General features: G+C 61.3%; 18 protein-coding genes. 8 read left to right on the forward strand and 10 right to left on the reverse strand.

The features are described 5' to 3' along the window. Positions 1 to 424: 424 nt before the first annotated feature. From ACILSE_RS21150 to ACILSE_RS21175, 6 genes are all read right to left on the reverse strand, one after another. Positions 425 to 1,474, reverse strand: a complete 1,050-nt coding sequence (locus ACILSE_RS21150) for an autotransporter outer membrane beta-barrel domain-containing protein (RefSeq protein ID WP_395719430.1) — start codon at positions 1,472 to 1,474, stop codon at positions 425 to 427. A 300-nt stretch (positions 1,475 to 1,774) separates the two neighbouring features. After that, a complete protein-coding gene (locus ACILSE_RS21155; protein ID WP_395719431.1) occupies positions 1,775 to 2,089 on the reverse strand; it encodes a hypothetical protein in 315 nt (104 codons plus the stop codon). Between the two features lie 228 nt (positions 2,090 to 2,317). Next, positions 2,318 to 2,572: a hypothetical protein gene (locus tag ACILSE_RS21160; protein ID WP_395719432.1), complete on the reverse strand. Its 255-nt coding sequence runs from the start codon at positions 2,570 to 2,572 to the stop codon at positions 2,318 to 2,320. 474 nt (positions 2,573 to 3,046) lie between these two features. Next, entirely contained in the window at positions 3,047 to 3,694 is a 648-nt protein-coding gene (locus tag ACILSE_RS21165; RefSeq protein ID WP_395719433.1) for a DUF1080 domain-containing protein, read from the reverse strand. A 66-nt stretch (positions 3,695 to 3,760) separates the two neighbouring features. Then, complete coding sequence (locus tag ACILSE_RS21170; protein ID WP_395719434.1) at positions 3,761 to 5,230, reverse strand: sigma-54-dependent transcriptional regulator; 1,470 nt, start codon at positions 5,228 to 5,230, stop codon at positions 3,761 to 3,763. 59 nt (positions 5,231 to 5,289) lie between these two features. Beyond that, positions 5,290 to 6,012 (reverse strand): isoprenyl transferase, encoded by a 723-nt coding sequence (locus ACILSE_RS21175; RefSeq protein ID WP_395719435.1) that lies wholly within the window; start codon positions 6,010 to 6,012, stop codon positions 5,290 to 5,292. An 80-nt stretch (positions 6,013 to 6,092) separates the two neighbouring features. Here ACILSE_RS21175 and ACILSE_RS21180 point away from each other — a divergent pair, with 80 nt between their 5' ends. After that, positions 6,093 to 7,343: a hypothetical protein gene (locus ACILSE_RS21180; protein WP_395719436.1), complete on the forward strand. Its 1,251-nt coding sequence runs from the start codon at positions 6,093 to 6,095 to the stop codon at positions 7,341 to 7,343. A 105-nt stretch (positions 7,344 to 7,448) separates the two neighbouring features. Here the strand turns inward: ACILSE_RS21180 and tatC are convergent, their stop codons facing one another. Genes tatC through argH form a run of 3 tightly spaced genes read right to left on the reverse strand, consistent with a single transcriptional unit; the run spans position 7,449 to position 10,601 of the window. Continuing rightward, on the reverse strand, positions 7,449 to 8,585 hold the full coding sequence (gene tatC / locus ACILSE_RS21185) for a twin-arginine translocase subunit TatC (RefSeq protein ID WP_395719437.1): 1,137 nt from the start codon (positions 8,583 to 8,585) through the stop codon (positions 7,449 to 7,451). Positions 8,586 to 8,622: 37 nt separating this feature from the next. After that, positions 8,623 to 9,225, reverse strand: coding sequence for an NUDIX hydrolase (locus tag ACILSE_RS21190; protein WP_395719438.1), 603 nt, complete (start codon positions 9,223 to 9,225; stop codon positions 8,623 to 8,625). A gap of 5 nt (positions 9,226 to 9,230) precedes the next feature. Further along, a complete protein-coding gene (gene argH, locus ACILSE_RS21195) occupies positions 9,231 to 10,601 on the reverse strand; it encodes an argininosuccinate lyase (RefSeq protein WP_395719439.1) in 1,371 nt (456 codons plus the stop codon). A 185-nt stretch (positions 10,602 to 10,786) separates the two neighbouring features. Between argH and ACILSE_RS21200 the strand changes: the two genes are divergently transcribed. The 4 genes from ACILSE_RS21200 (at position 10,787) to ACILSE_RS21215 (ending at position 14,202) form a co-directional block, all read left to right on the forward strand. Beyond that, positions 10,787 to 11,017 (forward strand): ferrous iron transport protein A, encoded by a 231-nt coding sequence (locus ACILSE_RS21200; RefSeq protein ID WP_395719440.1) that lies wholly within the window; start codon positions 10,787 to 10,789, stop codon positions 11,015 to 11,017. Then, on the forward strand, positions 11,014 to 13,098 hold the full coding sequence (feoB, locus tag ACILSE_RS21205) for a ferrous iron transport protein B (RefSeq protein WP_395719441.1): 2,085 nt from the start codon (positions 11,014 to 11,016) through the stop codon (positions 13,096 to 13,098). Before ACILSE_RS21200 ends, feoB begins: the two co-directional genes overlap by 4 nt. A 102-nt stretch (positions 13,099 to 13,200) precedes the next feature. Continuing rightward, positions 13,201 to 13,329, forward strand: a complete 129-nt coding sequence (locus ACILSE_RS21210; RefSeq protein ID WP_395719442.1) for a FeoB-associated Cys-rich membrane protein — start codon at positions 13,201 to 13,203, stop codon at positions 13,327 to 13,329. A gap of 21 nt (positions 13,330 to 13,350) precedes the next feature. Beyond that, positions 13,351 to 14,202 (forward strand): nitrilase-related carbon-nitrogen hydrolase, encoded by an 852-nt coding sequence (locus ACILSE_RS21215; protein ID WP_395719443.1) that lies wholly within the window; start codon positions 13,351 to 13,353, stop codon positions 14,200 to 14,202. 16 nt (positions 14,203 to 14,218) lie between these two features. Here the strand turns inward: ACILSE_RS21215 and ACILSE_RS21220 are convergent, their stop codons facing one another. Continuing rightward, the gene (locus ACILSE_RS21220; RefSeq protein WP_395719444.1) at positions 14,219 to 15,058 is read right to left on the reverse strand and encodes a L,D-transpeptidase family protein; all 840 of its coding nucleotides are present in this window, start codon (positions 15,056 to 15,058) and stop codon (positions 14,219 to 14,221) included. A 172-nt stretch (positions 15,059 to 15,230) separates the two neighbouring features. Between ACILSE_RS21220 and ACILSE_RS21225 the strand changes: the two genes are divergently transcribed. The 3 genes from ACILSE_RS21225 to ACILSE_RS21235 all read left to right on the forward strand — a co-directional run bounded on the left by ACILSE_RS21225 (position 15,231) and on the right by ACILSE_RS21235 (position 18,948). After that, a complete protein-coding gene (locus tag ACILSE_RS21225; RefSeq protein WP_395719445.1) occupies positions 15,231 to 15,713 on the forward strand; it encodes a GNAT family N-acetyltransferase in 483 nt (160 codons plus the stop codon). Positions 15,714 to 15,792: 79 nt separating this feature from the next. Then, positions 15,793 to 17,385 carry a DEAD/DEAH box helicase gene (locus ACILSE_RS21230; protein WP_395719446.1) on the forward strand — a complete coding sequence of 531 codons (1,593 nt, stop codon included), beginning with the start codon at positions 15,793 to 15,795 and terminating at the stop codon, positions 17,383 to 17,385. Positions 17,386 to 17,412: 27 nt separating this feature from the next. After that, entirely contained in the window at positions 17,413 to 18,948 is a 1,536-nt protein-coding gene (locus ACILSE_RS21235; RefSeq protein WP_395719447.1) for a YifB family Mg chelatase-like AAA ATPase, read from the forward strand.

An 18,948-nucleotide genomic window follows, 5' to 3' on the forward strand; every position in this document is an offset into this window, starting at 1 on the left:
TTTAGGAATCTATGGCTCTTATAACACGGGCCAGCTTGGGCACCGCCAACTGATAGCTTGGATGTAATTCCATTCTTCTCGCTACACCAGTTGCTCTATCTGTACAATTTTAAAACACGCCCTAGAATTTTAAATGGTGTTTTTGCGGGGCACTCCTTCTGCTTTCTTTTCATGACCAAGGCATAGCCTACACGGTGCCTGGTGGTTGCCACAGCTTCACAGACCCCATCGATTTTTTGGGGGCGGAACCAAAAGTTGAACTCACCGGTGAATGCGCCGTGGAAGGCTTCTCGGTGCAGCACAAATTCCATGCGCCGGTGGCGTGAGAGCACCTGAACTGGATGCCTTGCGGGCAAAAAAAGAAGCGGCAACCTGATATGCCGCTTCCGTTGATTAACCACACACTAACCTAACCCCAAAATATTTAGAACTTGTAGCTCAGTCGCAGGGCGCCGAGGTGGGCGCTCATGTCGCTGCGGAAGAACTGGCCCTGGTAGCTCAGCAGCACGCTGAGCTGGTCGTTGAAGGCGAAGTTCACGCCTGCTCCGGCCGCCAGGTAGTCCTGACCGGGGGATTGATTGCCACCGGCGGCGGTGAACGGCGCATTGATGAGACCCACGCTGGTGCCGTTGTTCTCCAGGTTTTGACGCTCATAGCTCAAGCGCACCTGCGGGGTGATGGAGGCGAAGTCGGTCTTGATCTTCTTGGAGGCCGACCAGCCGACGCGGGTGACGAGAGATTCGTAGCTCTGCTCGGCGTAGCGCAGCGCGGCGGCACCACCACCGGTCTCGCTGTAGGCGTCCACCGTGCCGTGCAGGTAGTCGATGCCGGCGAAGGGACCGGTGAGCAGCGTGTTGTTCTGGAAGCGGAAGTTCCAGCCCGTGTTGTATTGCACGGAGTTGGTGTAGCTGTGGGTGCTGCCGAAGGCCTGTGGGAAGCCGAAGCCGGGATTGCGGGTGGAGTCTAGCTCGTAGCTGCCGAAGCTGTAAAGCAGGCTGCTCCAGTAGTTCTTACGCACGAAGGTCAGGTAGGTGGAAAGGGCAGGGCCTTCGAGATCGAGGCTGCCGAGGCCGCCGGAGTAGTCCTGCCAGCTTTGCAGGAAGGACACGGCGAAGCCGACGGCGAGGCCGCGGGAAAGATGACGCTCGATGCCGATGCCTGGAGCCCAGGACTCAACCTTCACACCGGCCTGGCCGCTGAGAGCGTTGAGATCGACGTAGCCGTAGTTCACGGTGGTGTAAACTTCCCACTGGCGGGAGCGCAGCACCTTGCGGGCGATGGGGTCTTCGGGACCATCTCCCTGGCCGATGACGACACCATCATCCAGGGAGGCGGAGAGGCTGCTGTTGGCGGCTTCTTCACCATCACCTGCCATGAGGCCGAAGATGTGGTTGTTCACGTCGCTGGTGGCGGTCTGGTTGCCGCTGATGAGCATCTGGCCCATCACGTTGGCCATCGGCAGGCCGGTTTGCACGGCGGAGAGCTCTTCTGGCGGCGGGCCGGAGTATGGGGTAATGGCAGAGATATTCACCAAACCCGGGCCTCTAAATTCGAAACCCTGCGGCAGCCCCAAGGTTGTACCTGCTCCAAAAGTCGATATCACGATGTCGCGCGTGCCAGGCGCATCGATAGTGAAGTCGAACATAGGTTTAAGTCCGCTTGGATCAAAGGTGCCAGCATCGTCATTCCCAGTAATATAACCGGACTGCGGATTGGCCGAGTCAAAGGTGCTGTATAGGATCCCCACAGTGTCAAGCGGGTCAATACCCGATAGCTACTCAAAGGTATAGTTACCAATCACCGTGAAATCGGCACGCAGGGCCAGGGTATTGAAAACATTGACGCCAGCTGCCAGATTGGCGACATTGCCGGGATTAAGACTAGTCCCTACCAGGGACATGGTGCCGATCGAGGCATTGGTGGAGTCTGCGCTGAAGGGGGAGGTGATGATAGCACTGGCGGGGACGCACAGGCTGATCATCGTCATCCCGGTCATGGCGGTCGTCAGCAGACTGCGTGGTAAGGACAATGATCGGAGGAATTGGGCCCCGAAAAATCGCGGGCTGTTGGAGGTTGACTTCGTGGACATGAGGGCTGGTCTGGGTGGGTAGAGTTGACTTTTTGCTGGTTATTCTGAGTTTTTTTAGCTCAGAACCGGCCGACGGGAGCACGCCCGGTACTGTGAATGGCTTTCGCCATGACGAGCCCCTTAACACAGCAGGCTGTGTAAAATGAATAGAAATAAAGGGCTAACCCATGTTCAAGTTCGTCCTGCCAAGGCAGAATGAGTCGGGCAAAAAGCTATGCTTGAGTCGCATCAATCCACCGTATTCACTGTGCCATGGGTCTGCTCGGGCTTCGAAGGCAGCATGTTGGCATCAGAGGCAGGGGGAATGAACAGGCCGCCGGTCACACGCAGCGCGGTGCGGAAATCATCGACCGCTTCAGCGGCCTGCACAAAGATTTCCGACGAAGACCGTGCCGCTTGGAGCGTCGATCCGGCCGATGGGGTTGCAGAAACCGGAAATCGTGGTGCGCCGGAGCAGAAAACCAGCCGTGGCAGTGCGGGCACTCGACATAGTTGCAGAAACCGGAAATCGTGGTGCGCCGGAGCAGGGGGAGGAGGGTTGGCAGGCCCATGCTGAAGAGTCCAAACACGCCGTGACAAGCGCCTTTGGCGGCGAACTGCCCTTTCGTGGTCACCCAACTCTAAACATGCCAAAAGGACCGATGCACCAGGCAAGGTAAGCGCTCAGGCGCGATGAACGACAGGCCCGTGAAGGACGCATGCGTCCAAAAGGCAGCGTCAGCGCCCGGCTGCGTCCCGACCATGGCGAATGCTAGCGCACCAGAAGTGGGGGGCAGGGGGCGATGGTTGGCAGCCTCGGATTTGAGGGGGGGCGAGGCGCGGAAAGAGGCTTGGCCTGGGAGTCCGCGCCTTAGATGGCCGGCACGGTGCCGATGAGCACGCACTCTTGGAACCGCAGCGTGTGGCTTTGACTCCTGAACACCGCTGCGAACGCCAGAAGTCGAGGTCAGAGGCAGGTCAAGGGATCGTCTTGATGAACAAATCCTTGTAATAGACGACACTTTTCGGGTCGTGGCCCTGAATGGCGATGGTGCCTTCGGTGAGCTTACGACCGGGCATGTTTTTCAGTGCGGTGGCAGGGTCCCAGCCTTCGGGTTCGGTCCAGTCGGTGGTGACCTGTCCATTGATGGAAATGGTGATGTGCTTGCCTTCGACCTTGATGTGGTAGTCGAACCACTCGCCATCGCCCACGGGGGCTTTGTCGAGCACGTCTTTCACCGCGTAGAGTCCGCCGGTCTTCTTGGGGTCTTTGTGCGCGGTGCTGTTTACTTGGCACTCGTAGCCCTTTTCAGGCCAGCCGGTGTCCTGCCAGGCAGTGTGGATGTAGAGGCCGGAGTTGGAGCCTTCCATGTGCTTGACCTTGGCCTTGAACTCGAAGCTCTGGAACTTCGCGTCACCATTCGGGCCGGTGTAAAACAGGTGGGCGCGACCGTTGCTGACCTTGATGACGCCGTCCTCGACACTGAAGCTGCCCGGAGTTTCCTCGTTGGATTTCCAGCCCGAGAGGTCTTTGCCGTTGAACATGGAGGTCCAGCCGTCATTTTCGGCTGCGAATGCGGCGATGGAGAGAGCCGCGAGAGCGGTGAGTGTGAGTTGTTTGAACATAGAGGAAACGGTTTAACGTGGGAGGGAAATGCAATCTAGCGGACGTGAGTAGGCCGCGGAGGCTTCTCAACTCGCCTTGCGGGTTTTCTTCACCGCAGGTGCTGCCGGGGATTCAAGCGGGGCTTTTTTGACCGCAGGAGCGCTCAGGTGGCTTTGCAGGAGTGCATTGTCCACGCCGAGGAATCTGGTCGTGCGCTCTGGGTCCTCCGCAAAATGACGGTAGGCCAGGCGGGAAAGCTCGCGCTCGACCCAAGGCAGCAGTTCGATGTCAGGAGATGTTTCGGCGATGCTGATGAGCATACTAAGCGCGTCACGCATGCGCGTGACGGTGCTGGTGGGGGAGTGGTGGCGCGAGCCTTTGCTGCCGAGCGGAATGTCGGAGGGCAGAAGAACGTCGGAATTGCACAGGGCGCAGGCGCGCTGAATGGTGTTTTCCAGCTCGCGCACATTGCCGGGCCAGTCGTAAGCGTCGAGCATGTCGAGTGCGTCGTCGGTAAAGCGCATCTGCGGGCCGCGGCGGCGGGTGGAGAGACGATGGAGGAAAAACTCGGCGAGCAGGCGTACGTCCTCGCGGCGCTCACGGAGCGGCGGGATGTGGATGCGCACGACATTGAGGCGGTAGAACAAATCCTCGCGGAAGGTGCCCTTGGAGACTTCTTCTTCGAGGTTTTTATTGGTGGCGGCCAGCACGCGCACGTCAGTTTTCAGCGTTTGATTGCTGCCGACTCGGGAATACTGGCCTTCCTGAAGCACTCGGAGCAGCTTGCTCTGCACGGCGAGCGGCATGTCGCCGATTTCATCTAGGAAGAGAGTGCCGCCGTCGCACTGCTCAAAGCGACCGACACGCTGGTTCACCGCGCCGGTGAAGGAACCCTTCTCATGGCCGAAAATTTCGCTTTCGATCAGATTGTCCGGGATGGCGGTGATGTTGATGGCGGCAAACTCCTTTTGCGCACGCGGGCTGAACTTGTGGATGGCACCGGCGACGAGTTCCTTGCCGCAGCCGCTCTCTCCGGTGATCATGACAGGCGCGTCAGATCGAGAAACGCGGCCGATGAGTTTGAAGACCTCCTGCATCGCCGGGGAGCGGCCGATGATGGTTTCCTGGATGCTTTCGGGGGGCACTTCGGCGGCCTGCGCGCGTGTGGCGGCCCGGGCTTCGATGCTGTTGAGGGCACTCTCGACCACGCTGCGCAACTCGTAGGGCAGCCGCTCTTTTCCCAGCACGTCGTAGGCACCCAGGCGCATGGCCTCGATGACATGACTGGTGGTGGCCGTGCTGCTGGAAAGGATGACCATGGCCTGAGGGTCGGTCTGACGCAGGCGTTTGAGCAGCTCGATGCCGGTGGTGTTGTTCAGGCGAACTTCGGATAGCACCAGGTCGGCGCGTTTTTTCTGATATGCCGCCAACGCCTCCTCGGCGCGTTCAAAGGTGCTAATCGTGACCCCCTGCGCCTTCAAATGCGCCGCTGCCCATTCGAGGAAATCAGCATCGGGATCCACGACAATAAGGTGGGTTTCCGTGGTGTCAGGCATGAGCGGTTGGGTCAAGATTTGGCTTATGACAGAGTTTCGAGCCGAGGTCAACACCACCTTCATACGGCGCCGAAGCGGCGGTGGCGCTGGTGGAAAGCGCGGATGGCGTCTTTGAGGTCGTCTTTGGAGAAATCAGGCCAGAATTTTTCGGTGATGTAAAACTCCGTGTAGCTGAGCTGCCAAAGCAGGAAATTGGAAAGCCTCATCTCGCCGCTGGTGCGGATCATGAGGTCGGGATCGGGGTAATAGCGGGTGTATAGGTGCTTGGAGAAGACCTCGGAGTCGATCATCGCCTCGTCGAGATGACCGCGTTTCACGCTTTGCAGAAGGCTTTTGACGCCGTCGATGATCTCCTCACGCCCCCCGTAGCTGAGGGCCAGGATGAGTGTGAGCCCGGTGTTCTGCGCGGTGGACTCGATGCAGCGGTGCAGTTCGTTCTGGCAGCTTTGCGGCAAGTCATTCAGGCGGCCGATGGCCTGGAGGCGCACATTCTGTTTCATCATGAGCGGGAGCTCGCCACGCAGAAAGAGTTCGAGCAATTTCATCAGCGCCTCGACCTCGCGCTTCGGGCGTTTCCAGTTCTCGGATGAAAAGGCGTAGAGCGTCAGGAACTCGACGCCGATCTCCCCGCAGCACTCCACGACACGGCGCACGGTTTCCGCGCCCATGCGGTGCCCCTCGGTGCGCGGCAGGCCGCGTGCCTTCGCCCACCGCCCGTTGCCGTCCATGATCATGGCGATATGGCGGGGGACGGGCTTCAAATCATCGTTGTGGCGGCTCATGCGGAGCGCGGAATCTACCGCACGGCTATCTTTGCACAACCAGTTCGCTGTTTGTGACAACTGCGTTAACTTTACCCTTCATGATCACCACCACTGCGAGTTTGCTCTGTCCGGCCTGCGGGCAGGCTTTTCTCTCCATGCAGCAGAGCATGGCGGGCGTGGCCCAGTGCCCGCACTGCGCGCACAGCGGGCCGCGAGCGCACTTCGGCACGCAGGCGCAGGTCGCCGGAGTCGCGCCGGGTCGAAGGCAGGTCGCGCAGAGCCCGCCATCTTCGCACGTCGTGGCGACGGCGCCGCCGGAATTCCCCGCTCAGCAGTCGCGGGGCATGACGGGCTTTCAACCCACCCTAGACACGGCCCCGGTGGCATCCATCGCCCGTGCCACCTTGCAGCCTTCGCAAGCGCTGATGCCCACCGGAGCTCCACCTCCGGCCCCTGCGCAGGAATTCAGCACACCGCCGCACCTGCGCACCTCCCCGTGGAAGCAGGCCTTTTTTATAATGGTTTTTGTCTCGGTCTGCGGCGTCTCGCTCTGGATTTGGTGGGATCACGCCAACACGCCTGCCTTCACAACAAAATCCGCGCCGGAGTCGCCGGTTGTCGCTCCTCAACCCGCGGCGATTATCCCGCCGGTAGCCAAGTCCATCACCGTCAAGGCGCCGCCGCCGGACACGGCGGCCATCGCCGCCGATGTGAAGACGCTGGTGACGGAACTCTTCGCGGCTGACACGCCGGAGCGCCGCGCCGCATGCGTGCATGACGCGGCGAGGCATGCGGCTGAGATCGAAGGGCTTCTTGGTGCGAAGGCGGTTGAAAAAATCGAGCTGCGGCTGCTGGCACGCATTCCAGGTTTTCCGTTGACGTTGCCCGGAGCGCAACCAGTGCCGTTGTTCAAGCTCGTCACATCTAAGTGTGCCACCGGGGCGCTGATCCGCCTCGAAACCGGGGCGGACGGTAAGCGTCGAATTCACTGGCCTCTGTTTTTTGAAACCCACGAGGCCCGGTTGCAGCAGTTTTTGCAAAAAAGCGCCTCAGAGGAGGCGGCGTGGTTTCATGTGGGTTTGCGTCCAAGTCACGGCCTCGACATTCCAGCGGAGCTGAGGTCGAAATACCTCACCTTCGACGTTCAGGTGGCCGCCGGAAGCGAACCGCACTTCGTTGCCTGTGTTGAGCGTGACTCGCCCCTGGGCCGCTTTATTGATCGAGAGTCGGATTGGGGAAAAGCCTACTTGTCCCGCCTGCTCGTGCGCAAGCTCGACATCCAGGCGGATGCGCCCTGCGCCGTCGTCCTCAGTTGCGAGGGTGCTGCTGAGGGTGGGGAGGCGAAATGAGACGGTGTGAGGAGTTAGGAGTTAAGAGTTAAGAGTTAAGAGTTAAGAGTCCAGGCACCTCATGCCCCATAACTCCTAACCCATAACTCATAACTCGCCCCCCCATCACGCAGGCGGGTCATTCGAGCGTTTCTCATCCTCGCGGGCGAGTTCTTCGAGCGTTTTCTCCTGCGTAGACTGCTGGCTGGCGGATTCGTCATCGTCCGGCATGCGCGATCCCTGGTCCTCGCCCAGATTTTCCTCCTCAGGCTTTTCGACTTCCGGAGGCGGCGCGGAAGGCGTGGCGGCCGGGGCCTGATACTCATCCTTGTCCTCGTCGTCATCGGCGGAGGACCATGGATTGTAGTTTTCATTGTCCCAGTCGTCGTTGTTCGCCTGCTCTAGCTCCTTCTCGTCTTTTTCGAGCTGTGCGTAGTACTCAGGATAGGCGGCGCGGTCCTTCTTCTCCATGAAGTAGGCCAGCCACACGCAGATGGCGTAGAGCACATAGAGCGGTCCGGACATGAGCAGCAGGGTCAAAACATCCGGCGTTGGCGTGATGATGGCCGCGAAGAGCGTGATGCCCACCAGTGCATGACGCCAGGTGGACTTCATGATTTTAAAGTTCAGGAAATCGAGCTTCACCATCGCCATCACGATCACCGGCAGCTCGAAGGAGATGCCGAAGACGAGAATGAAGCGCGTGGAGAAGGTGACATAATTGGAGAGTGTCCAGTCCTGCCGCGAGCCGACGGTTTTCGCGAACTCGTCAAAGAAGGCCAGCGCCTTCGGCAGCACCACCGCGTAGGCGAAACTGGCGCCGGCGAGGAACAAGCCCGTGCCGATGCCGATGGCGGGGAAGAGCAGTTTTTTCTCATTCGGCTTCAATCCCGGCAGGATGAACTGCAGCAGGAAGACGAGAAGCAACGGGAAGGCGATGATCACCGCCGTGATGAGCGAGACATTGATCGCCATCATGAACGGGCCGGCGACGTCGATGTTTTGCAGCAACTGGGTGGCTCCGGCCTCATCTTTCGCCAGCCCGGCAAAGATCAACGGCAGTTGGATCGCGCGGAAAAGCTCCTTGTAAAAAACAAAGGTTCCGATGGTCGAGATGAGCAGCGTGACCACGATGCGCACGATCATCGTGCGCAGATCCTCAAGATGCTCGAGGAAGGGTTTTTCCTCGTCCGTGTTGCCGCTGAGGTTCAGCGCGACTTTTTCGCGGACTTTGAAGACTTTTTGAAGGATGCCGGACCACATGGGGGAGGGAAGGTGAGTGAGTTGCGGGTGCGAAGGACTACGGCAGTCCTTGGGCCGCGATCCGCGCGTAGAGAGCCAGCGTCAGGGCGTTGGTGATCGCATTGGCAGCAATCATCCCACGCAGTTCTCCCGCGCTGACAAACCGCACGTCGCTGATGTGCTCGCTTCCATCCGGTTCAGGACGGCTGACGACGCACACGGGCTTCGCCGTGAACAGGTAAACGATCTCGTCGGTGAAACCTTGCGAGGGAAAATACCAGCCCAGCGGCTCCAGCACGCCGTGGTCGTTGTTCAAGGCGCAGCCGCACTCCTCGCGCAGCTCGTTCAGCGCGGTGTGGATGATCGATTCTCGCGTCACTTCGGTGTCGATCTGCCCGGCGGGGAACTCCCACATCGTCTGCATCACCGGCAGGCGTTCTTGATGCACCATCACGAAGCGGCCGTCCTCCAGCATCGGAGCCACCGCCACGGCGGCCTTTCGTTGCACCACCATCCATGGCACTTCCTTGCGGCCGCCTGGGGTGTCAAACCACGCGCGTTCCACGCTCACGTGCGGATTCTCAAACGCTATTTCACCGCGTGCTTTCCGCCAGCCAGGCTCGGCTCCGGGACTGTAGAGTTCGAAATCCGGGATCTGCATGCCAGTTACTCGGGGGTCAGCATTTCGCGCCAGTGAGCGAGCCGCTCTTTGACATTCGCCGGGGAGGGCGCGCCGATGCCTTTCCGCGCCTGCAGGGCCGTTTCGAGGTTCAAACAGGCCGTCACATCCGCCTCGAAAGCCGGGGAGAACTTCTGAAACTCGGCCAAGGTCATCTCACCGAAGGCTTTTCTCTCCTGGATCGAGTAAGCCACCAGTTTGCCGATGACTTCATGCGCCTGACGGAACGGCACGCCGTGATTGACGAGGTAATCGGCCAGGTCGGTCGCCAGCAGCATCGGATCGCTCGCGGCCGCGGTGGTTTTGGCTCGGTTCACGTCCATGCCGCTGATCATCTCGGTGAAAACTTCCAGCGCGATCGAGATCGTGTCGATGGAGTCGAACAGCGGCTCCTTGTCCTCCTGCAAATCGCGGTTGTAGGTCATCGGCAGGCCCTTGAGCAGCGTGAGGATGCTCATCAGGTTGCCGATCAGTCGCGCCGACTTGCCGCGGGTGAGCTCGGCCACGTCAGGATTCTTTTTCTGCGGCATCAACGACGAGCCCGTCGTGTGCGCGTCGCTCAGCGTCACGAAGCCAAACTCCGCGCTGGCCCACAGGATGACATCCTCGCTCAAACGCGAGAGATGCACGCCGATGAGCGAGATCGCGAACAGCAGTTCGGCGATGAAGTCGCGATCGCTGACCGCGTCCATCGAGTTCTGCGTCACGCCGGTGAAGCCAAGCTGCTCCGCCACGAATTCGCGGTCGATGATGATCGTGCTGCCCGCCAGCGCTCCCGAGCCCAGCGGCATGAAGTTGAGCCGTTCGCGGCAATCAACCAGCCGGTCGAAATCGCGCATCAGCATCTCCACGTAAGCCAGGAGGTGGTGCGCGAAGAGGACGGGCTGGCCGCGTTGCAGATGCGTGTAGCCCGGCATCACCGCATCCACGCCGCGTTCGGCGCACTCGACGAGCGCGGCCTGCAAGGGGGCGATGAGGTCGAGGATGCGGTTGATCTCCGCCCGGCAGTAGAGCCGCACATCCGTGGCCACCTGGTCGTTCCGGCTGCGCGCCGTATGCAGTTTCGCGCCCGCCGGGCCGATGCGCTTCGTCAGCTCGGCCTCGATGTTCATGTGGACGTCCTCCAGCGACTCCTTGAACTCAAACTGGCCTTTCTCGATCTCGTGGCGGATTTCCAGCAGCCCTTTTTCGATCTGCTGCTGCTCCTCGGTCGTCAAAATGCCCGCTTTGAGCAGTCCTTTGGAATGAGCGATCGAACCAGCGATGTCATGGGCGTAGAGCCGCCAGTCAAACGACACGGATTCTCCGTAGCGCTGCACAAGCGCGCTGGTTTCCTGGGCAAATCGGCCTTTCCACATAAAAATTCGAAGGGGCGCGGAGACTAGCGGCTTTCGGGACGGGCGCAACCACTGCGGCAGGCCAGGGCAGGCTTGGGGGCAGCGCAAAAACCGCTGCAAGTCCGCATTTGCCAGATGGGGGCTTTTCGTTAACCTCAGGTCAAAGTTTGCGACAGAGTCTCAATTGCAGCCGCGTTTTTACTTCCATGCCTTCCACCCTCGCTGAACTCCCCATCGGCACCGATGCCATCGTGCAGGCCATGCCCACCGGGCGCTCCTGCCTCACCCGTTTGCGGGAAATGGGCATCGTTCCCGGCACCCGCATCCGTGTGACGCGCCGTGCCCCGCTGGGCGAGCCGATCGAGATCAGCGTGCGCGGCTCCCAGCTTTCCATGCGCAACCACGAGGCGGCCTTCATCGCCATCTCCCCCGCATGAGCACCGCCGCCGTCGAGACGCCGCTCATCGCCATCGTGGGGAACCCGAACTCGGGCAAAACCACGCTCTTCAACCTGCTCACCGGCCTCAAGCAGAAGGTCGCGAACTACCCCGGCGTCACCGTCGAAAAGAAGATCGGCGAGTGCTACAGCCAGCATGGCAAAAAACTGCGCCTGATCGACCTGCCGGGCGCTTACAGCCTGAATGCCCGCTCGCCCGACGAGGCCGTTTTGCGGGACGTTTTGCTCGGCCGACGCCCCGAGACGCCGCGGCCGGACCGCGTGGTCTGCGTGGTCGATTCCGCCAACATCGAGCGAAACCTCTACCTCGTCTCCCAGGTGCTCGAACTCGGCCTGTCGACGATTTTGGTGCTGAACATGGCCGACGTGGCCGAGCAGCGCGAATGGCGTATCGACGCCGCCAAGCTCAGCAGCCTCCTCGGCATCCCCGTCGTGCAAACGCAGGCCCTCACTGGCAAAGGGCTTATCGAGCTGAAACTCGCGCTCAGTCGCGATGACGTGCCCGCCACGACGTGGCAAAGCGCGGTCATTCCTGCTGGCGTGCGTGCGGCCTTGGAAAGCAGTCGCGGGCCGCTGGGCGAAACAGGGGCCATTCATGCCAAGGCCTCGCTGCTGGAGCCGCTCTACCTTCTCTCCGGCCATGATCCCACGCACTACGGCCTCGCCGATGCGCAGATGGCCCGCATTCATGAGCTGCGGCAGAGCATTGATGCCGCCTTCCCCGGCTGGGAGGACGACCTCGTAGCCGAACGCTACCGCAGCATCGAAAAACTCTGCGCCGAGGTGCTGAAACGCCCCGATCAGGAGAAGGAAACGATCACCGACAAGCTCGACCGCATCTTCCTGCATCCCGTGCTCGGCTTTGCGAACCTGCTGCTCGTGCTCGGCATCCTCTTCTACCTCATCTTCCGCGTCGCCGAAGGGCCGATGGGCTGGATCGAGGGCATCTTTGGCGATCTCGGCACCTGGGTGGAGACGCTCATGGGCCCTGGCGACCTTCGCGATCTCATTGTCAATGGCGTCGTGCCCGGTGTGAGTGGTGTCGTCATCTTCCTGCCGCAGATTTTGATCCTTTTCTTCTTCATCGGCATCCTCGAGGACACCGGTTACATGTCGCGGCTCGCCTTCATCATGGACTGGTTGATGAGCAAGGTGGGGCTCAATGGGAAATCGTTCCTGCCCTTCCTGAGCTCCTACGCCTGCGCCGTGCCCGGCGTCATGGCCGCCCGCACCATCGACAACCCGAAGGACCGCCTCGTCACCATCCTCATCGCCCCGCTCGCGTCGTGCTCGGCACGATTGCCCGTTTATTCACTGCTCATCGCCGTGCTCTTCCCCACGAAGGAAGTCGGCGCGTGGACGCAGTCGCTCATCATGCTCTCGCTTTATGCGCTCGGCACCGGCGGCGCGTTTGTGTTCGCGTGGATCTTCAGCAAGACCGTCATGAAGGGCGAGGCCAGCCCCATGATCCTCGAAATGCCTCCGTATAAGCGGCCCGCGCTCAAATCCATCCTCCTGCTCGTCGGCCAGCGGGCCAAGGCCTTCCTTGTGCGTGCCGGCACCATCATCCTCGGCATCTCCATCCTCATCTGGGCCGCTTCGACTTACCCGAAGACCGACACCGAGGACAAATCCCTCCAGCTGGCCAATAGCTTCGCCGGTCAGGCCGGACATCTCATCGAGCCCGCCATCAAACCGCTCGGCTACGATTGGAAAATCGGCATCGGCCTTATCGGCAGCTTCGCCGCCCGCGAGGTCTTCAATTCCACCATGAGCGTCGTCTATGCCGTCGAAAGCGACGACGACGAAAACCTCGACCCGTTGCGCGACAAGCTCATCTCCGAGCGCCGCCCCGATGGAAAGCCCGTCTATTCCCCGCTCGTCTGCATCAGCCTGCTCATCTTCTACGTCTTCGCCATGCAGTGCGTCAGCACCATCGCCATCGTGAAACGCGAGACCGGCTCCTGGAAGTGGGCGCTCCTCCAGCTCGGCTACATGACCGGCACTGCGTATATTCTGAGCCTGCTCGTCTTCCAAATCGGCACCGCGATGGGGTATTGAAATGAACTTAACCGCTGATGAGACGCTTATTCGACGCTAATCATGAGCCATCAGCGTTTCATTAGCGTCATATCAGCGGTTTAGAACCTTCCTCTCAACCTCATGAACGAAAACTGGCAGTCCATCGCCGCCATCGCGGTTGTTTTGATCACCCTCGTGCTGTTCACCGTACGTGCTGCGAAACGCCGGAAGAAGCCCGGCTGCGGCGGTGGTTGCGGATGCGGGAAGTGAGGCGGAGAATGGCTTGTTGTCATGCTCTCGATCGATCTGCGCACCTTTGACCCCGGCATCGCCGCCAAATCACCTTTCGCCTACGCGGCGGCGGTGGCGGAGTGCGTGGAGGCGTCGTGGGACGAGGGAGCGGATGTCGTTTTGCTGCCGGAGTTCACGTGGATGGGCTTGGAGCCGCTGGTGGAGCCGCGATCACCGCGCCGGGTGGCCGAGGTGTTCTGGAATGAGTTGTTCCTGACGCTCAAATCCTTGCTCAATCGACCGGGGAAAGCCGTGGTGCTGGGCACAGTGCCGTTTTGGGACGCGGAGCGCGGCGTGCTGCTGAATCGCGCGCCGATCCTTCTCGGAGATCGTGTGCTGCATCAGGACAAGCTGCATCTAACGCCTTGGGAGAGTGATTTCGCGCCGGGAAGCGAGCTGCGGCTGTGGGAGTTTGCCGGCCTGCGTTTTGCGGTGGTGATCTGTCTGGACATCGAGATTCCGGAGATCAGCGCCCGGCTGCGTGGCGCGGGCGTGGACGTGGTGCTGGTGCCGAGCGCAACAGAGACGATGCTCGGTGTCGAGCGCGTGGATCGCTGTGCCTCGGCGCGTGCGGTGGAGTTGGGCGTGGTCGTCGGTGTGAGTCATCTCACGGGGACGGCCGAGTCAGGACTGATCGACGAGAATGTAGGGCGCACGGCGGTTTATTTTCCCTCGCAGGCGGCATTTCGCGACGAGCCGCGCTGGGTGGAGGGGGAGGTGATCTCCAGTGGCACGCAAACGCAGCGGGTGGTGATTGATCCGCGCACGTTTGAAGTCATGCGGCGCATGAAGCAGGAGACCAATCCTTCGTTGCTGGCAGCATTGCCGGCGTTTGAGGTCGTGCGGGAGTGAGAGATCCGCAGGATTCTCAGGCCTTGGACTTTGTTTTGACCGGAGACTGTCCGACGACTTTGGAGTCGGACTTGGTGTCAGCCGTCGGAGCCTTGTAAAGAATCGTCGCAGGTCCGGCTTTCGAGCGTGCCTTCGCCTCGTTTTCCGCGGCACGTTTCCGTTCACCATCAGTCGGCACGATTTTCGCGATCTCTATGGGCTGGGCGCTGGCCGGGGCGTCCAGGGAGGGCGAGCCGTCATCCGCGGCGGATTCAGCCGGTTTTTCCGATGCTCCTGAAGGCAGGTGGTCCTTGGTGATCACCACCTTGGCGCCAATGTCCACACTGTTGAAGAGATCGACGACATCCTTCATGCCCATGCGCACGCAGCCGTAGCTGGCAGGCGTGCCGAGCCGGTTTTCCTCAGGCGTGCCGTGGATGTAGATGAAGCGGTTGAAGGCGTTCTTGTTGGTGCGCTCCATGCCTTTCAGCCAGAGAATGCGCGAGACGATGGGATCGCGGCCCGGCGCGTTCGGCTTGAGGACTTCACCATTCCAGCGGCGGCTCTTCAGCACAGCGCCGGGAGGAAGACCTTTGCCGATCTTGGCCACGATCTCGTGTTTGCCGAGGGGCGTGCGGTTGCTGCCGCGCTGGTCGCCAAGGCCGAATTTCGAGGTGGAGATGACGAACTGCTTCGCGAGCTTGCCATCCGGGCTGTAGATGCCCAGCTTCTGATCCTTCACGCTGACCACCACGTCGCCTTTGGGCAGTTTTGTGGTGCACTGGCTGAGAAATCCGGCCAACAGCAGGCAAACAGCCGCCCGGGTGAGGCGCGCCGTTGATCGGAAAAGTTCGGGAGTCCGGTCAATTAGCAGCATGCGTTACAAGAGTGATACAAACTAAGATATTCGCAACGATGAATTATGACGGTCATTCAACGCCGCCAACTCACGCCTTTTTCGCAAGACCTGTGCCAGCCTGACGATTTGATGTCTTGCCAGCCCCGGCTGCCCGCCCTCCATTCATAAGCCGCCTGCCTTCAATCTCTCCATGGACGAATCCCCCCTCATCATCCGCGCCTACCGGGACACAGACCTCCCGCATCTCCGGCGCATCACCGTGGAATCCTTCGGCAGCGTGGCCCTGGAGCAGATCCTGGAGCATAAATTCGGAATCTGGGGCGGGCGTGACTGGAAGGCGCGCAAGGCCGATCACATCGACGACGACGTGGCCGCGTGCCCGGAGGGCTGCTTCGTGGCCGAGCGCGGCGATGAAATCCTTGGCTACATCACGATGCGCATCGACCGCACGAACCTGCGCGGGCGCATCCCGAACATGGCCGTGGTGGAAAGCGCCCGCGGGCTGGGTCTCGGACGCCGGCTCATCCAGCACGCGCTGGATTTCATGCGGGATGAGGGGCTGAAGCTGGCGCAGATCGAGACCATGGCCTCGAACGCCATCGGCCAGCATCTTTACCCGAGCTGCGGCTTCGAGGAGGTCGGCCGCCAGGTGCATTACGCCATGAGACTGTGAGGCCCCCGCCTCCGTCTGCGGGTTTGCATTGTCTGGCAAACTGGCCGATAAACCCGGCCTTACTCTTCCCGACACGCTTGTGACCACGCCCCGCCGCACCGACCACGCCCCGAAAAAACCTTCCATCCTCAGCCGCCTGAAGTCCGGCCTGAAAAAGGTCCTGCGCCTCGGCAAAGGCAAAAAAAGCGAGGCCAGGCCGCACGCCAAGGACGCTCACGAGCACCCGGCCACGATTCACGCTCACAAACGCCCTCATGAGCCGCGTGCCGACCACAAGCCGCGTGGCGAACGCCCCGAAAAACGCGATGACCGCCCCCGGCGCGAACGCCCGGAGCGTGGAGACCGCCCACCGCGCGGCGGACGTGATCGCGGCGACCGCCGTGACCGCGGACCGCGCGAGGACAAGCCGAAGCCTGTCCGCGAAAATCACGCCGCCGTTCCCCCGCCGCCTCCGCCGCCTGTTCCTGAAGGCCCGTATCCGCCGAACTGGGAGGTGCTGGGCCTTTCCCCCGCTGTGCTCGCCGCAGTGCGTGAGACGGGCTACGAAAAGCCCACGGAGATCCAGCAGAAGTCCATCCCCATCATCCTGACCGGCAAAGACGTTGTCGGTGCCTCGCAAACCGGCACCGGCAAGACCGCCGCCTTCGCCCTGCCCACCATCACCCGTCTCGGCGCGCCCGGAAAATTCCGCGTCCTCGTCCTTGAGCCCGTGCGTGAGCTTGCGGCGCAGGTCGTCGAGCAGTTTGAAAAATACGGCAAGCACACCGGCCTGCGCGTTCTGCTCGTCCACGGCGGTGTGGGCTATGAAAAGCAGCGCAAAGGATTGCAGCAGGGCGTGGACGTCGTCGTCGCCACACCGGGGCGTCTGCTTGATTTCATGCAGGAAGGCATCGCCGACCTGCGCGATGTCGAAGTACTCATCCTCGACGAGGTGGACCGCATGCTCGACATGGGATTCCTCCCCGATGTGCGCCGCATCGTCGAAAAAACGCCGTCATCGCGCCAGACGTTGTTCTTCTCGGCCACCATGCCGCCGCAGATCAAGAGCCTCGCCGATTTCGCCCTCAAAGACCCCGAAAGCGTGGAAGTCGGCATCCGCTTCTCCGCTGCGGAGACCGTCAGCCACTACATGTATCCCGTGGCGAGTGATCAGCGTGAGGAGTTGCTGCTCGCCATCCTCAAGCAGACGCATTTTGACAGCATGATGATCTTCACCCGCACCAAGGTGCAGGCGGACAAGCTCTTCGCCGCCATCCAGCAGACGGGTGAATACAAAGTTGCCGTCATGCACAGCGACATCGGTCAAAAGGATCGCGAAAAGGCTCTCCAAGGCTTCCGCAGCGGCGAGTTTGAGATCATCGTCGCCACCGACCTCGCTGCCCGCGGCCTGGATGTCAGCGGCGTCACCCACGTCATCAATTACATGGTCCCGGAGCACAGCGAGGACTACGTCCACCGCATCGGCCGCACCGGCCGTGCGCAGAAGGAGGGCGACGCCTTCACCCTCTTCGCCGCGGATGAAATCATGAACGTGGCCTCCATCGAGCGCCTCATCAGCCAGAAGATCCCGCGCAAGAAGCTCGAAGGCTTCAACTACAAGTACACCACCGTCCTCGACGAGGAGGACAAAGCCCGCGGCATCATGACCGGAAGGAAGAAGAAGCGCAGATAAGCCCGGCACCCCAAACAAGGTCGCGTCATGATCGCCCGCACCTACTCAGCCACGCTCGTCGGCGTCAATGCCGTCGAAATCGAGGTCGAGTCCCACGACGGTGGCGGCAATCCGAAGATGCTCATCGTCGGTCTGCCGGACGCCTCGGTGAAGGAAAGCCGCGAGCGCGTCACCGCCGCCATCCAAAGCAGCGGCTTCCTCATGAACGATGGCGTCACCACGGTGAACCTCGCTCCTGCCGACCTCAAGAAAGAAGGCCCCGGTTTCGATCTGCCCATCGCCATCTCCCTGATCGCGCATCGCGCCCGCATTCCCATCCCGATGCTCGCTGAGACGGCGATGATCGGCGAACTCGCGCTCAATGGAGAACTGCGTCCGGTGCGCGGACTGCTCGCCGTCGCTCTCGAAGCGCGCGCCAGGGGCCGCAAACGCCTGCTCGTGCCGAAACGCGCCGCCCTGGAGGCCAGCGTCGTCGCCGGCATCGACATCATCGGCGTCGCCAACCTGCGCGAGGCCGTCGATTTCCTGAAAAGCGACCTCGAAATCGTCCCGGAACCATGCAGGGCCACTGAGTTCTTCGCCTCCGCCTCGCACTACGACATCGACTTCTGCGATGTGAAAGGGCAGGGGGATGCGAAACGCGCCATCGAGGTCGCCGTGGCCGGAAATCACAACATTTTGATGATCGGGCCGCCGGGCACGGGCAAGTCGATGATCGCCAAGCGCATCGCCACCATCATGCCCGGCATGAGCGAGGAGGAGGCGGTCGAAACGACGAAAATTCACAGCGCGGGCGGCCTGCTCTCGGAAAGCTGCGCCTTCGTCGCCACACGGCCGTTCCGCGCCCCGCATCACACCATCAGCGATGCCGGGCTGCTCGGCGGCGGCACCAATCCAGGGCCGGGAGAAGTCTCGCTGGCCCACAACGGCGTTCTCTTTCTCGATGAACTGCCCGAATTCCGCCGCAGCACGCTCGAAGTGCTGCGCCAGCCGCTGGAGGACGGCAAAGTCACCATTTCCCGCGCCGCCGGCAGCGTGACCTTTCCCGCGCAGTTCATGCTCGTCGCCGCCATGAATCCCTGCCCCTGCGGTTATTACGGTGATCTCAAACGCGAGTGCCGCTGCGGCCCGCCGGTCATTCAGAGATATCGGCAGCGCATCAGCGGTCCGCTTCTCGATCGCATCGACCTGCATGTCGAGGTGCCGCTGGTCGATTACAAGGCGCTGGCCTCACATGACGGCGGCGAATCCTCGCAAAATGTGAGACAGCGTGTCGAAACCGCCCGCCACATCCAGCAGGAGCGTTTCGCCGCCCACGCCGGCGTCCACACCAACAGCGCCATGACGCCGCGCCTCATCAAAAAGCACTGCGAGCTCGACTCCGAGGCCGCCGGCTGCCTCGAGCATGCGATGGGCGAGATGAACTTCAGCGCCCGCGCTCACGACCGCATCCTCAAAGTCGCCCGCACACTCGCCGATCTCGGCGGACGCGAAAAAATCTCCGCCGATGATGTGCTGGAGGCCGTCGGCTACCGCACGCTGGACCGGAAGATGTGGGCGTAA

Origin of the sequence: Prosthecobacter sp. (assembly GCF_044236155.1) — a bacterium.
Lineage (GTDB): Bacteria > Verrucomicrobiota > Verrucomicrobiia > Verrucomicrobiales > Verrucomicrobiaceae > Prosthecobacter.